Source organism: Chitinophaga sp. 30R24, assembly GCF_049056765.1.
In the GTDB taxonomy this organism is placed as follows: Bacteria; Bacteroidota; Bacteroidia; order Chitinophagales; family Chitinophagaceae; genus Chitinophaga.
Map to the genome: position 1 here is coordinate 400,335 of NZ_JBJGXX010000002.1, position 13,504 is coordinate 413,838.

Annotated in this window: 12 protein-coding genes; 10 read left to right on the forward strand and 2 right to left on the reverse strand. The window is 44.9% G+C overall.

The window, feature by feature from the left end; genetic code table 11:
* Positions 1 to 259: 259 nt before the first annotated feature.
* From ACDQ55_RS08275 to ACDQ55_RS08295, 5 genes are all read left to right on the forward strand, one after another.
* Positions 260 to 1,945, forward strand: coding sequence for a sodium:solute symporter family transporter (locus ACDQ55_RS08275; protein WP_420980897.1), 1,686 nt, complete (start codon positions 260 to 262; stop codon positions 1,943 to 1,945).
* A gap of 103 nt (positions 1,946 to 2,048) precedes the next feature.
* Complete coding sequence (locus ACDQ55_RS08280) at positions 2,049 to 3,527, forward strand: xylulokinase (RefSeq protein ID WP_420980898.1); 1,479 nt, start codon at positions 2,049 to 2,051, stop codon at positions 3,525 to 3,527.
* Between the two features lie 42 nt (positions 3,528 to 3,569).
* Complete coding sequence (xylA, locus tag ACDQ55_RS08285; RefSeq protein ID WP_420980899.1) at positions 3,570 to 4,898, forward strand: xylose isomerase; 1,329 nt, start codon at positions 3,570 to 3,572, stop codon at positions 4,896 to 4,898.
* 74 nt (positions 4,899 to 4,972) lie between these two features.
* Complete coding sequence (locus ACDQ55_RS08290; RefSeq protein ID WP_420980900.1) at positions 4,973 to 5,929, forward strand: aldose 1-epimerase; 957 nt, start codon at positions 4,973 to 4,975, stop codon at positions 5,927 to 5,929.
* A gap of 163 nt (positions 5,930 to 6,092) precedes the next feature.
* Entirely contained in the window at positions 6,093 to 6,821 is a 729-nt protein-coding gene (locus ACDQ55_RS08295; protein ID WP_420980901.1) for a carboxypeptidase-like regulatory domain-containing protein, read from the forward strand.
* Between the two features lie 80 nt (positions 6,822 to 6,901).
* Here the strand turns inward: ACDQ55_RS08295 and ACDQ55_RS08300 are convergent, their stop codons facing one another.
* Both ACDQ55_RS08300 and ACDQ55_RS08305 read right to left on the reverse strand, forming a co-directional pair.
* On the reverse strand, positions 6,902 to 7,996 hold the full coding sequence (locus ACDQ55_RS08300) for a S1C family serine protease (protein ID WP_420980902.1): 1,095 nt from the start codon (positions 7,994 to 7,996) through the stop codon (positions 6,902 to 6,904).
* Between the two features lie 15 nt (positions 7,997 to 8,011).
* Positions 8,012 to 8,581 carry an RNA polymerase sigma factor gene (locus ACDQ55_RS08305; RefSeq protein ID WP_420980903.1) on the reverse strand — a complete coding sequence of 190 codons (570 nt, stop codon included), beginning with the start codon at positions 8,579 to 8,581 and terminating at the stop codon, positions 8,012 to 8,014.
* 132 nt (positions 8,582 to 8,713) lie between these two features.
* On the opposite strand from ACDQ55_RS08305, the gene ACDQ55_RS08310 reads away from it, so the two are divergent.
* The 5 genes from ACDQ55_RS08310 to ACDQ55_RS08330 all read left to right on the forward strand — a co-directional run bounded on the left by ACDQ55_RS08310 (position 8,714) and on the right by ACDQ55_RS08330 (position 13,475).
* Complete coding sequence (locus ACDQ55_RS08310; protein ID WP_420980904.1) at positions 8,714 to 8,950, forward strand: hypothetical protein; 237 nt, start codon at positions 8,714 to 8,716, stop codon at positions 8,948 to 8,950.
* A gap of 552 nt (positions 8,951 to 9,502) precedes the next feature.
* Positions 9,503 to 10,327, forward strand: coding sequence for a prephenate dehydratase (locus ACDQ55_RS08315; protein ID WP_420980905.1), 825 nt, complete (start codon positions 9,503 to 9,505; stop codon positions 10,325 to 10,327).
* Positions 10,328 to 10,335: 8 nt separating this feature from the next.
* A complete protein-coding gene (locus tag ACDQ55_RS08320; protein ID WP_420980906.1) occupies positions 10,336 to 11,499 on the forward strand; it encodes a pyridoxal phosphate-dependent aminotransferase in 1,164 nt (387 codons plus the stop codon).
* A complete protein-coding gene (locus tag ACDQ55_RS08325) occupies positions 11,496 to 12,338 on the forward strand; it encodes a prephenate dehydrogenase (protein ID WP_420980907.1) in 843 nt (280 codons plus the stop codon). The genes ACDQ55_RS08320 and ACDQ55_RS08325 overlap by 4 nt, the downstream gene beginning before the upstream one ends.
* 33 nt (positions 12,339 to 12,371) lie before the next feature.
* Positions 12,372 to 13,475 (forward strand): chorismate mutase, encoded by a 1,104-nt coding sequence (locus ACDQ55_RS08330; protein ID WP_420980908.1) that lies wholly within the window; start codon positions 12,372 to 12,374, stop codon positions 13,473 to 13,475.
* Positions 13,476 to 13,504: the final 29 nt, after the last annotated feature.

The following is a 13,504-nucleotide window of genomic DNA, read 5'->3' on the forward strand; positions in this document are numbered from 1 at the left end:
CCCTTAATAGATCGGACATCATCCTGAAACAGCTGCCTATTGCCGTAAATAAAGGGTACCTTTTGTGAAAGAATGGGGTATTAATTCTTTATCATGATACATGAGCTATGACAACTGATTTTTCGTCGTCGTTTTAACTCATTGCCGCAGTTGTTGCCGCGGTTTATTTTTCACGTTAAAAAATATCTGAGCAAGTGTATTTTATACATTTATTCTGTATATTCATCCGCCAAAATTTTTATAACCACGTTGGAACGTTATGCAAACAAAATCCTTACACATCTTTGATTACCTCGTATTCCTGGTATATTTTGTAATAGTGGCTGGCTATGGCTACTATATCTATCACCGGAAGAAAAAGAAGACTACTGATTCGAAAGACTTTTTCCTGGCAGAAGGTTCCCTCACCTGGTGGGCTATCGGAGCCTCGTTGATTGCCTCTAATATTTCTGCGGAACAATTTATCGGGATGTCCGGAAATGGGTTCAATATCGGGTTGGCCATTTCTACCTATGAATGGATGGCTGCTGCTACATTGATTGTGGTGGCTGTTTTTTTTCTGCCCATTTATCTGAAGAATAAGATCTATACTATGCCTCAGTTCCTGGAGCGGCGGTACAACCAAACGGTAAGTACTATTATGGCTGTATTCTGGCTGTTGCTCTACGTAGTGGTGAACCTTACTTCTATTCTTTACCTTGGTGCGTTGGCGGTTTCCACGATCTCCGGTATTAATTTTTATGCTTGTATGGTGATGCTGGCCTTTTTTGCCATCCTGATCACTCTGGGAGGTATGAAGGTGATTGGTTATACCGACGTAATACAGGTGTTTTTCCTGATCCTGGGCGGTTTGGCCACTACTTACCTGGCTTTGCAGCTGGTATCGGCGCATTTCGGCACCACTGGCGTATTGAAGGGCTTCTCTTTAATGACCCAGTATGCCGGCGACCACTTCCACATGATCCTGCATAAAAATAACCCCAAATACCTTGATCTGCCTGGCCTCAGCGTATTGATCGGCGGTATGTGGATTGTGAACCTGAACTATTGGGGATGTAACCAATATATTACCCAACGTGCGCTGGGCGCGGATCTGAAAACGGCCCGCAGCGGCTTGCTGTTTGCCGGCTTCCTCAAATTGCTGATGCCAGTGATCGTAGTATTGCCGGGTATTGCAGCTTATGTACTGTATTCCCAGAATCATGGCGACTTTGTACAGGCGATGATGAAAGATGGTTCCCTGAACGCGGATAATGCCTATCCGGTATTATTGAACTTGCTCCCGGTGGGACTGAAAGGGTTGGCATTTGCCGCTTTAACAGCAGCGGTGGTAGCATCCCTTGCAGGTAAAGCCAATAGTATCTCTACCATTTTTTCCCTGGATATTTATAAAAAGATATATAACAAAAACGCCGATGAAAAGGAGATAGTAGGCGTAGGACGTATTGTGGTGATTGTTACTATGGTAATTGCGATTGTGATCTCCAACTTCCTGGGCATCGACAAAAAAGGAGGCTTCCAGTTTATCCAAGAGTATACGGGTTTCGTATCTCCCGGGGTATTCGCCATGTTTGCACTCGGTTTTTTCTGGAAACGCACCACTTCCGATGCTGCGCTGTTTGCCATGATTGGCGGTTTGCTGCTTTCCTTTGTGCTGAAATTTATGCCTAACTGGATCAACCTGGAACCTTTGCATGCTATTGGCTTCTCGGCCCTGAACCCAGACAGCGGATTATACGAAATGGCCTTCATAGACCGAATGGGATTGGTGTTTGTTGTGTGCGTAATGGGTATGGTGCTGATTACCCTGGCAGATAGGAGTAGTGTAAATAATCCTAAAGGGCTTACTATCGATGGTAGCATGTTCAAACCTGCTATGGGTTTTACAGTAGGCGCCTTGCTGATTATAGGCATATTGATCGCTTTGTATACCGTATTCTGGTAATAGAAACATTTTCTTAATTTGGTACCCGGATATTTTATTGCAGTGCTACCGTATAGCGCAGTAAAATATCCGGTGTTATTTTCGATCGCTAATTCTTCACGTTATGTACTTTATAGGCTATGATATTGGGTCGTCTTCCATTAAGGCAGCTTTGCTGAACGCCGAAACCGGCGCTTGTGTAGCAACAGCTACCTGCCCCGAAAAGGAGATGACCATAGATGTTCCTTACCAGGATTGGGCAGAGCAAAACCCAGAGAGCTGGTGGCAGGAAATCATTAATGCTACGGAGATTTTACTAAATCGATTTACTATTGATCCAGCCTTGATAAAAGGCATTGGTATCGCTTATCAGATGCACGGGTTGGTGTGTGTAGACAAAGACCAACAGGTATTAAGACCGGCGATCATTTGGTGTGATAGCCGCGCAGTAGACATAGGTAATGCAGCCTTCGACGCATTGGGAGAAGCATATTGCCTGTCCCATCTTCTCAATTCACCTGGCAACTTTACCGCATCCAAACTGCGCTGGGTACAACAAAACGAACCGCATATCTATGAGCGTATCCACAAAGTGATGTTGCCCGGCGACTATATCGCCATGAAATTAACCGGCGAAGCGCGGACTACCGTATCCGGCCTTTCAGAAGGTACTTTCTGGGATTTCACAACAAACAGTGTATCACAGGTATTGCTGCAACACTACCAGATTGATGGAAGCCTCTTGTCTGAGGTAGTGCCCACCTTCGGCGAACAAGGCCGTTTGAGCGCCGCCGCTGCCGCTATCCTTAAATTGGCCCCTGGTACACCGGTTACCTACCGTGCCGGCGACCAACCTAACAACGCATTTTCCCTCAACGTGTTGCAACCCGGAGAAGCCGCTACCACTGCAGGTACTTCCGGTGTGGTATACGCTGTACACGATAAGAATGGATATGATGCCCGTAGCCGTGTAAATACTTTTGTACACGTTAATAATAGTGGAGAAGCACTCCGTAATGGTGTACTGATGTGTCTTAATGGCACCGGCATCACCAATAGCTGGCTTAAAAACCTGGTAGGCGACATCACTTATCCGGAAATGAACAACCTTGCCGCACAAGCGCCTATAGGCGCAAAAGGGCTGCAGGTATTTCCTTTTGGCAACGGAGCGGAAAGGATACTCGAAAACAAAAGTGTTGGAGCCTCTATTGCTAACCTCGATTTTAATCGCCACAGCCGGGCTTATATGATGCGCGCTGTACAGGAAGGGATTGTATTCGGTTTGAACTATGGTATAGACATCATGAGGCATATGGACTTGGGCATACACCGGGTAAGGGCCGGGAATGCCAATATGTTCCTTAGTCCACTCTTCCGGGAAGCATTTGCCAATACCGCCAATGTAGTGATAGAACTGTATAATACAGACGGTGCACAAGGCGCTGCCCGTGGCGCTGCCGTGGGCGCAGGATATGTATCCATAGCGGATGCTTTCCGCGGTATGGAATGCCTCTCGGTAATAACGCCCGATACCTCCCTGCAAACCCAATACCAGGAGGCCTATGGCAACTGGCTACATGCTTTGCAACTGAGGATGCATTAACGGAAACATATACAAGTAATAGCATTTTAAACCACATTAGTTATGAGTATTACATTAGGAAACACCGAGTATTTTAAAGGAATTGGTAAAATACAGTACGAAGGACCCCAGTCAGACAATCCACTGGCTTACAAATGGTACGACGAAAATCGCATCATTGCCGGCAAATCTATGAAAGAATTGTTCCGTTTTGCCGTATCCTACTGGCATACCTTCTGCGGTACCGGTGGCGATCCGTTTGGTCCGGGCACTAAACACTTTCCATGGCTCACTTCCACCGATGCCAATCAAAGTGCCAAAGACAAAATGGACGCAGCTTTTGAATTTATTACCAAAATGAACCTGCCTTATTACTGCTTCCACGATGTGGACCTGGTAGATGAAGGGGCTACTGTAGCGGAATATGAAGCCCGCATGCAGCAGATCGTGGATTACGCTAAGCAAAAACAACAGGCCAGCGGCGTAAAACTGTTGTGGGGAACAGCTAATGTGTTCAGCAATCCGCGTTACATGAACGGTGCCGCTACCAACCCTGATTTCGCAGTACTGGCATATGCCGGCACGCAAGTAAAAAATTCCCTCGACGCTACCATCGCATTGGGCGGTGAAAATTACGTGTTCTGGGGTGGTCGTGAAGGTTATATGACCCTGCTTAACACCAACATGAAACGCGAACAGGAGCACCTGGCCCGCTTCCTTTCCATGGCCCGCGACTACGCTCGTGCCCAGGGCTTTAAGGGTACTTTTTTCATTGAACCTAAGCCTTGTGAGCCTACCAAACATCAGTACGACTACGATGCCGCTACCGTGATTGGCTTCCTGCGTCATTTTGGCCTGGATAAAGATTTTAAACTTAACCTGGAAGTAAACCATGCTACCCTTGCTGGCCATACTTTCCAGCACGAATTACAGGTAGCTGCCGATGCAGGCATGTTGGGCAGCATTGATGCTAACCGCGGTGATGCACAGAACGGTTGGGATACTGACCAGTTCCCCACTAACCTGAACGATCTAATTGAAAGCATGCTCGTGATCCTCGAAGTAGGTGGATTTGCTGGTGGTGGCGTTAACTTCGACGCTAAAACCCGTCGTAATTCTACCGACCTGGAAGATATTTTCCACGCACATATCGGCGGTATCGATACTTTCGCCAGAGCTGCAATCGTAGCGGAAAAAGTACTCACTGCTTCCCCTTACAAAAAATTCCGTCACGATCGCTATGCTTCTTTCGATAGTGGTAAAGGACAGGAATTTGAAGCCGGCAAACTAACCCTGGAAGATCTCCGCAACTTTGCTGCGGCAAATGGAGAACCTGCGCAAATCAGCGGTAAACAAGAGTGGCTGGAAAACCTGATCAACGCTAACATCTAAAGAGAGATAAAATAAAGGGATCTTGTTAAAAAAACAAGGTCCCTTATTATTTTAGCGCTCCAAAATAAGGAACAATGAAATTTGGTATCCATTCTTTAGAAGAGGCAGGATTCGACATCGTTGCGCTCCGGGACCAGGAAACTGGTACGCAGGTAGAGATCATTCCCGCGTTTGGCGCCCTGCTCCACGCATTCAAAGTAAAACGCCAGCAGGAAACCCTGAACCTGATAGATAGTTACAAAGATCTCCAGGATTTGCAAGATAACCTCCGCAAAAGCTTTAAAAGCGTAAAATTAAGCCCCTATGTTTGCCGCATGAAGAATGCAGCATATACCTGGGAAGGCCGTGATTACAGCATCCGCAAAACCATTGCCCCCGGAAATGCTATCCATGGGTTGTTATATGACGCGCCTTTTACAGTAACTTCCCGGCAGGCCAACAACCAGCAGGCCGCTGTTACCCTTGCTTATCATTTTTCTGATACTACAGATGCGGGTTATCCTTTTGCATACGATTGTATTGTTACTTATACCCTGCTTCCCAATAACATATTGCAATTGGTTACCACTATTGTGAATAAGAGCGGTTGCACAATCCCTATTGTAGACGGCTGGCATCCTTATTTCACAACCGGTACGCCGGTGGATGAACTGGAGCTTACCTTCGCATCTACCGAAAAAGTGGAATTCAACGAACAATTACTTCCAACGGGTAAATTATTACCATGTACAGATTTCGCAGGTGGAAAACTGCTGAAAGACATAGCGTTGGACAATTCTTTTATCCTGGACTTTGCCAGGCCACAACCACTGGCGACCATCCACGATCCGAAGAAAAATATTAACATCGCTTTTTATCCCGGAAAATGTTATCCGGTGATCCAAATCTATACTCCTCCACACCGGACCAGTATCGCCGTAGAAAACCTGAGTGGCGCTCCGGATGCCTTTAATAATGGTATCGGACTGGCTCAGCTGGCTCCCGGCGCCAGCCAGGAATTCGATGTGCGCATAGCCATTACCGTATCATAAGGGATCATGTTTGGCCTGCCACTGCAGGTGGAAGGATTTTGTTTTTTTAACCTGTGGGCATTTCTTTATTTTGTACTTTATACAGACAGATGAACTAATGTCTGTACAGATATGTTTGATAAGAGAGGAAAGGGATTCAGCAGTTTAAATTTTTATTCAATATATGAAGGTTCTTTTGCGCACTATAGCATTAGGTTGTATGCTCAGCATGGTGTTTACTTCCCTGGTAAAAGCACAGGTTACCGTTACGGGTATGATCTCCGATAGTAACAGGCTGGTATTGCCTTATGCCACTATTACCAACTTAAATAGCGGCAAGCATTCCCTCTCCGACCAAGGTGGTTTTTATAAAATATCTGCTGCTAAAAACGACCGGATCGTCTTTACCTTTGTAGGTTATAAACCTGATACCCTGATCGTATCGCTGTCTTCCGGTACTCAAACCGCCAACCGGGTGATGGAACCGGCAGGCAGGTTCCTCAAAGGAATAGAAGTAACTTCCCAATATACTCCTTACCAGATGGACTCCATCGAAAGGCGTAACCTGTACGGCTATATCCTGGATAAGCCTAACCAGCAACTCGCTGGCGGTAGTACACCTGTGGGCGCCGGTATTGTGATCAGCCCAATTACCCGCTTTTCGAAAAATGAAAGGCAGAAACGGCAATTCAAAAAGAATTATGAGGAAATGGAAAGGGAAAAGTTCATCGATTCCCGCTTTACCCCTATATTGGTTAGCAGGGTGACCGGGCTTACCGGCGACTCCCTCCATTTATTTATGAGAGATAATTATCCTGATTATAATACCATGCGCACCATTGGTAACAATGATCTGCTTTACTGGATCACAGATAAGTATAAAGCATGGATGAAAAAGGGGAACCAGCAATAATCAATAATACGGGCTATTAGCCATAAAAAAACGCAATGAGACAGCCTCATTGCGTTTTTTTATGGCTAATAGCCTAACTATCAATTATATACCTTTACCATATATACAAAATCTTCCAGTTTTTTGATCTGGTCAATCCTGCTCATACCTTCCAGATGGCTTTTATGTGTCCATTCTTTTCTGAGTTGTTTGTCTTTGGGCATTTCGTCCAGCAAATGTTTCAGATGGGCAGATTTAACGGCGAAAGCAATGCCATCGGAAGTAGTTTGTTTGCCGGTAACGATACCGATTACATCCCCATTGCTATCTAACAGCGGGGCACCACTGTTGCCCGGATTTACAGGAATGGATACCTGGTAAGCGATGGTATCTCCGTTGAAACCTGTTTTAGCACTGATATAACCTTTGCCATAAACGATTTCATCACGGGGGAAGCCCATGGTAAACACTTCTTCGCCTAGTTTGGCATTTTGCGGTTTCAAGGCATAGGGAAGTGGTTGACCTTTGAAGGTGGAATCTGCAATTTTCAATACAGCCAGGTCACTGGAAATATCTTCGAATATGCTGATGGCTTTAAAGGCCTCTCCTTTATTATTTTGTACGTACACAGAATCGGCGCCAGCCACTACATGGTAGTTAGTAACGATATATCCGTTGCCGGATACGGCAAACCCGGTACCACCGTAGGTGCCCGGATTTAACGGCGCTTTATTCTTGCTGTTGATATCATTAATGAGTGCGTTCTGGGAGCGCTGTATGTTATTCAGCACCCTTCTTACATCTTCATATTGTGCGGTGGAGTTTTTCCTGGCTACATTTTGCAGTACAGCAATAGTAGACAGGGAGGTGACCAGGGCAATGCAGGCGGCAGCTGCCAGGTTGGTAATGGTTCTGCGGCGTATGGCCAGCCTTTTTACCCGGCTGTTTTCTTCCACAGCCTGTTTACGAAGTACCGGCATGTTGAGCTGTTGATGGAGCTGATCCAATTTTGCCTGTAAATTTTTCCTTTGGCCGAAGTTGTCCAGGTGTTGCAGGAAACGTTGGTGTTCTTCCACCTGGAGATTAATTAAGGGGTTGGTACGGCGTAATTCATCGAAAGCAGTTTTTTCCTGTTCGCTCATTTCCCCTTCCAGGTAACGCTCAATATCACGTAATAAGATCATATCTTCTTTCATGCTGCTTTCTCCTTATTATGTTGTTCTGTATTGATCAAAAAATAACTTTTTCAAACGCATCAGGCATTTGTACTTCTGGTTTTTGGCGTTTTCAGCATTGGTATACCCGAATTTCTCCGCTATTTCCTGCATAGATTTTTTATGCAGATAATAATCTTCCAGGATGGTTTGGCAAGGCTGGCCGATGCTGCTCATGGCGCCTTCCATAATCCTGAATTCCTGATCACGGATTTCGTGTATTTCCAGTTCTTCCGTAGCAGGGATCACTTCTTCCAATTCCGGAGACAAAGCATAAAGCCCATAAGTGCGTTGCACTTTTTTCAGCCATAAATGCCGGCAAACTGAATAAAGGAAGGTTTTGAGCCTGCTGCTTAATTCAAAATCATTCTTTTGTACTTTTTCGTATAAAACAATGATCGCTTCCTGGAAAACATCCTTGGCATCGGCTTCGGAGCCATTATGCTGAAGAATCATCCTCAATACTACCGGAAAGTTCTCGGAATATATGATTTCCAAAGACTTATCCTCGCCTTTTGCCAGTCCCAGCAATAATTCCCTATCTCTTGTTATATCTTGATGTTTCACTTATTAATACAGTTATAAGGCATTTGGTAACCCAAAGTACCAAAAAAAAATATTTTAAAAGTTTGGGTTACCTTTTAGGTAATCCCGGTATAAAGGTTAAATCATTCAAAAAACAACTAAAATAATTGTAACATGAAGAACGTAATTAAAATTGGTTTCTTTGCTCTGTCTTTCGGTTTGTTCGCAGTTGCTTGCGGTGGTGGTAAAACTGAAACTGCTACTGACTCTACTGCTACTGCTGCTAGCTCTGCTATTGATTCAGCTGCTAAAGCTGCAACTACTACTGTAGATTCAGCTGCTGCTGCTGCAAAAGCTAATGTTGATTCAGCTGCAAATGCTACTGTTGATTCCGTTGCTGCTCACCACTAATTTAACGCTTAGTGCTATAAATAACCGTCTGGCTTAGTTCAGACGGTTTTTTTGTTCTATTGAGAGCGCTGCCTCATTGTTTTTTGAATCTTATTTAAGAAGTAAGGGCACTTATTGAAAAAAATGTATTTTTTGTGCATAGCCCTTGGATAATTAAAATCGTGCCGTATTTTTGTTCTACGATCACAACAATATAATTTAAGAACATGATCTCACAAACGACTTTTGGCTTTTTTGGCTTTTATTATTTCTGGTATCAGGAATAGGAAGGTCGTTTGTAAAAAATAAAAGAAACTACAAAAAGGCCTTCCGGGAAATCGGAAGGCCTTTTTTAATCGCATAAAACAAGCATTATATTATTATGTTACCAATTTCAGGCAATTACTTTTTTTATTTCTCTTACTTCTTTTATGCGAAGAAGCAGGGGACTCGTTTGCAATAACATACTTTAACATATAGTACAGCGCAAAGGGTCCCGTAAACGGGGCCCTTTCTGTTTTTCATAGCTAGTTGCTACAGCAACTATAAATTAAATAAAACCAACACATACACATGAAAATTGCCATACAAGGGTTTGAAGGATGTTTTCACCAGGTAGCAGCCCAGGGGTATTTCGGTAAACAGATCGAAATTGAAACCTGTGCTTCCTTTGCGGAACTGGTTAAGAAAGTAAAACAGCAACCCGATGTGGATGCAGGTATCATGGCCATCGAAAACTCTATTGCTGGCAGCATTTTACCGAACTACAGCCTTATTAAAAATTCCGGTTTGCATATTACCGGTGAAATTTACCTGCAGATTAATCAACATCTGATGGTATTGCCAGGTCAGACAATTAACGATATCCGGGAAGTGCATTCTCATCCAATGGCATTGTTGCAATGCATGGATTTCCTGGAGCAATATCCCCATATTAAATTGGTGGAAACAGAAGATACTGCCCTTAGCGCCAAACACGTGCGGCAGAAAAAACTAAAAAGCACCGCTGCTATTGCAGGTAAGCTGGCCGCAGAGATCTTTGAACTGGATATTGTGGCGCCCAATATCCACACCAACAAAAATAACTATACCCGTTTTCTGGCAGTATCCCGTACCCCTGTGGCAACACCGGCAGACGCCAATAAAGCGTCGGTTTATTTCCAGACCAGTAATGAAAGAGGGTGCCTGGCTAAAGTGCTGACTAAAATCGCCGATGCCGGCATTAACCTTTCCAAACTGCAGTCTTTCCCTATCCCGGCTAAAGAATGGAACTATTACTTCCATGCCGATATGGAATTTGATAACGCAGCACATTTCGAAAAAGCGCTGGCTAAAATAGCACCGCTTACCGAACACCTGAAAGTGTTGGGCATTTATAAAAAAGGAAAAACACATTAATCAGTTTTATGCAGATACAGGTCGCTAAAAGATTGCAAGGCACGGAAGAATACTATTTCTCCAAAAAACTGAGGGAAATTGAGGAGATGAATAAAACTGGCATCCGGGTGATTAACCTGGGTATCGGTAGCCCCGATTTGCCCCCTCATCCGGAGGTAATGGCTGTATTAAACGAAAATGCCATACTGCCTACTACACACGGATACCAGGGCTACAAAGGCATACCTGCCCTGAGAAAAGCAATGGCAGATTGGTATCAACGCTATTACAACGTATTTCTTCAGCCCGATACGGAAGTATTACCCCTGATAGGTTCTAAAGAAGGGATCATGCATATCTGCATGACTTATCTGCAGGAAGGCGATGAAGCGCTGATCCCTAATCCTGGTTATCCTACTTACCGTTCTGCCGTAAACCTGAGTGGTGCTACTGCAATAGATTACGACCTCACGGAAGAAAATAACTGGCTGCCCGATTTGGATGCTTTGTCGCGGAAAGACCTGAGCCGCGTAAAACTGATGTGGGTGAATTATCCACATATGCCTACCGGCGCCAAAGTGAACAAAGAGTTTGCCGCCAGGCTGGTGGCTTTCGCCCAACAACACCAGATCCTCATCTGCCATGATAACCCCTACAGCTTTATTCTCAACGAACAACCGGAAAGCCTGTTGCAGTTTGAAGGAGCAAAAGAGGTAGTGCTGGAATTAAACTCCCTCAGTAAATCGGCTAATATGGCTGGTTGGCGTATAGGTATGCTCGTAGGCAAGGCAACATGGATTGCTGATGTGTTGCGTTTTAAAAGCAATATGGACTCCGGCATGTTTCAACCCATGCAAATGGCGGCCGTAAAAGCATTGGAGATGGGTAAAGACTGGTACGATAACCTGAACAGCATTTATCGTGCACGCAGGGAGAAAGTATTCCAGCTGTTAGACCTGCTGCAATGCACTTACGATAAAAACCAGGTAGGCATGTTCGTATGGGCAAAGATTCCGCATACTATCGATAACGGATATACGCTAACTGATGAGATCTTGCAAAAAGCCCGTGTATTCATTACCCCTGGCGGTATATTTGGAAGTAACGGTAATGGATATATCAGAGTAAGCCTTTGCCAGGATGAAAAAGTTTTCCAGGAGTCGATAGACCGTATCAAAACAAACTTACAATGATCGTAACAATAATAGGAACCGGTTTAATAGGTGGTTCGCTTGCCATTACGCTAAAAGAAAAGGGTGTGGCAGAGCGGATCATCGGGGTAGATCAGAGCGAGGCGCACTTACAGCGCGCCAAGGAGCTTCATATCATTGATGAAGGGGCTACGCTGGCTGAGGCTATGCAGCATTCGCACCTGATCATACTGGCCATTCCCGTAGACGCTGTATTACAGGCGTTGCCGGCGATTATGGATAAAGTAAGCCCCGGCCAGGTGATTATGGATGTGGGATCTACCAAAGAAAAAATCCTGGAACTTGTTGCTGGTCATCCCAACAGGGGACGCTTTGTAGCGGCCCACCCGATGGCAGGTACAGAGTATTCTGGGCCCGATGCGGCAGTAAGGAACCTATTTGTCAATAAAACCATGGTGCTCTGTGATGTAAAAAACAGTGATGAAGATGCCCTGGAACTGGTAGAAGACATGGTGGATAAATTGCAGATGCGCACAGTATATATGAATGGGGAAGAACACGACCTGCATACCGCCTATGTATCACATATTTCCCATATCACCTCTTTTGCCCTGGCTTTAACGGTGCTGAAAAAGGAAAAAGAATCTGGCCGCATCTTCGAACTGGCCAGCGGTGGTTTTGAATCTACCGTGCGCCTGGCGAAAAGCTCCCCGGATATGTGGGTGCCGATTTTCAAGCATAACCGCCACAATGTGCTGGATGTGCTGGATGAACATATCAGCCAGTTACAGCAGATGAAGGCGCTTCTGGAAGCAGAAGACTATGATACTTTTTACAAATTGATTCAAAAATCCAATAAGATCAGGAAAATCCTGAAGTAATTAAATTCTGATAATCTCCTTAACTTCAATACTATGGTACAAACAATGGAACAGATATTATCCAAAACCAAATTCTCCGATCCGTCTTCCGATAAAAAGCCGTTGATCATTTCCGGTCCCTGCAGTGCAGAAACCGAAGAGCAGGTATTGGCCACTGCACTGGCCTTGCAGAAAACAGGTAAAGTAGACGTATTGCGTGCTGGTATCTGGAAACCACGTACCCGTCCTGGTTCTTTTGAAGGTATTGGTACTAAGGGCCTCGCCTGGTTGCAAAAAGCCCGTGAACTTACCGGTTTACCCCTGGCTGTGGAAGTAGCTACTGCTAAACAGGTAGAAGACGCGTTGCATTTTGGTGTGGATATTCTGTGGGTAGGCGCCCGCACTACAGTAAACCCTTTTTCTGTACAGGAAGTAGCTGATGCGTTAAGAGGAGTGGATACTACCGTATTAATTAAGAATCCTATCAATCCGGATCTGGAACTGTGGATTGGCGCGGTGGAAAGAATACAGAAAGCCGGTATCAATAAACTCGGACTGATTCACCGTGGCTTCTCCAGCTATGGCAATACCCAATACCGTAATGCACCTATGTGGCACCTGGCTATTGAGCTGAAACGCCGTATGCCTGAACTGCCTATGATCTGCGATCCCAGCCATATCTCCGGCCGCCGTGATATCCTGCAAGAAGTATCCCAGGAAGCGATCGACCTCGACTACGATGGCCTGATGCTGGAAACACACGTAGATCCGGACAATGCCTGGAGCGACGCGAAACAACAGGTAACACCGGAAAAACTGGCAGAACTGTTGGAAGGCATTGTTTGGAGAAGAGAGCATTCCGATAAAAAGGAATTCAATTCTGCCTTGGAAAAACTGCGTGCGCAGATCAACCAGGTAGATGATGAAATTATGCTGTTGCTCGGCAACCGGATGAAAATCGCTGAAAAGATCGGTTTGTATAAAAAAGAAAACAATATCACTATCCTGCAAACCAACCGCTGGAACGAGATTCTCGACCGTAATATCGCTAAAGGTGAAAAACTGGGCCTTACCAAAGAATTCATCCTTAAATACTTTGATGCAGTTCATCTGGAATCTATCAACCGTCAGAATAGAGTGATGAACGACGAAAAATAATTATTTAGCCGGTAATCAGCAGTCCTGAT

Bases quoted from the DNA above. Each gene is read 5' to 3' on its own strand.
- ACDQ55_RS08275 (WP_420980897.1), top strand. From the start codon at position 260: ATGCAAACAAAATCCTTACACATCTTTGATTACCTCGTATTCCTGGTA.
- ACDQ55_RS08280 (WP_420980898.1), top strand. From the start codon at position 2,049: ATGTACTTTATAGGCTATGATATTGGGTCGTCTTCCATTAAGGCAGCT.
- xylA (WP_420980899.1), top strand. From the start codon at position 3,570: ATGAGTATTACATTAGGAAACACCGAGTATTTTAAAGGAATTGGTAAA.
- ACDQ55_RS08290 (WP_420980900.1), top strand. From the start codon at position 4,973: ATGAAATTTGGTATCCATTCTTTAGAAGAGGCAGGATTCGACATCGTT.
- ACDQ55_RS08295 (WP_420980901.1), top strand. From the start codon at position 6,093: ATGAAGGTTCTTTTGCGCACTATAGCATTAGGTTGTATGCTCAGCATG.
- ACDQ55_RS08300 (WP_420980902.1), bottom strand. From the start codon at position 7,996: ATGAAAGAAGATATGATCTTATTACGTGATATTGAGCGTTACCTGGAA.
- ACDQ55_RS08310 (WP_420980904.1), top strand. From the start codon at position 8,714: ATGAAGAACGTAATTAAAATTGGTTTCTTTGCTCTGTCTTTCGGTTTG.
- ACDQ55_RS08315 (WP_420980905.1), top strand. From the start codon at position 9,503: ATGAAAATTGCCATACAAGGGTTTGAAGGATGTTTTCACCAGGTAGCA.
- ACDQ55_RS08320 (WP_420980906.1), top strand. From the start codon at position 10,336: ATGCAGATACAGGTCGCTAAAAGATTGCAAGGCACGGAAGAATACTAT.
- ACDQ55_RS08325 (WP_420980907.1), top strand. From the start codon at position 11,496: ATGATCGTAACAATAATAGGAACCGGTTTAATAGGTGGTTCGCTTGCC.
- ACDQ55_RS08330 (WP_420980908.1), top strand. From the start codon at position 12,372: ATGGTACAAACAATGGAACAGATATTATCCAAAACCAAATTCTCCGAT.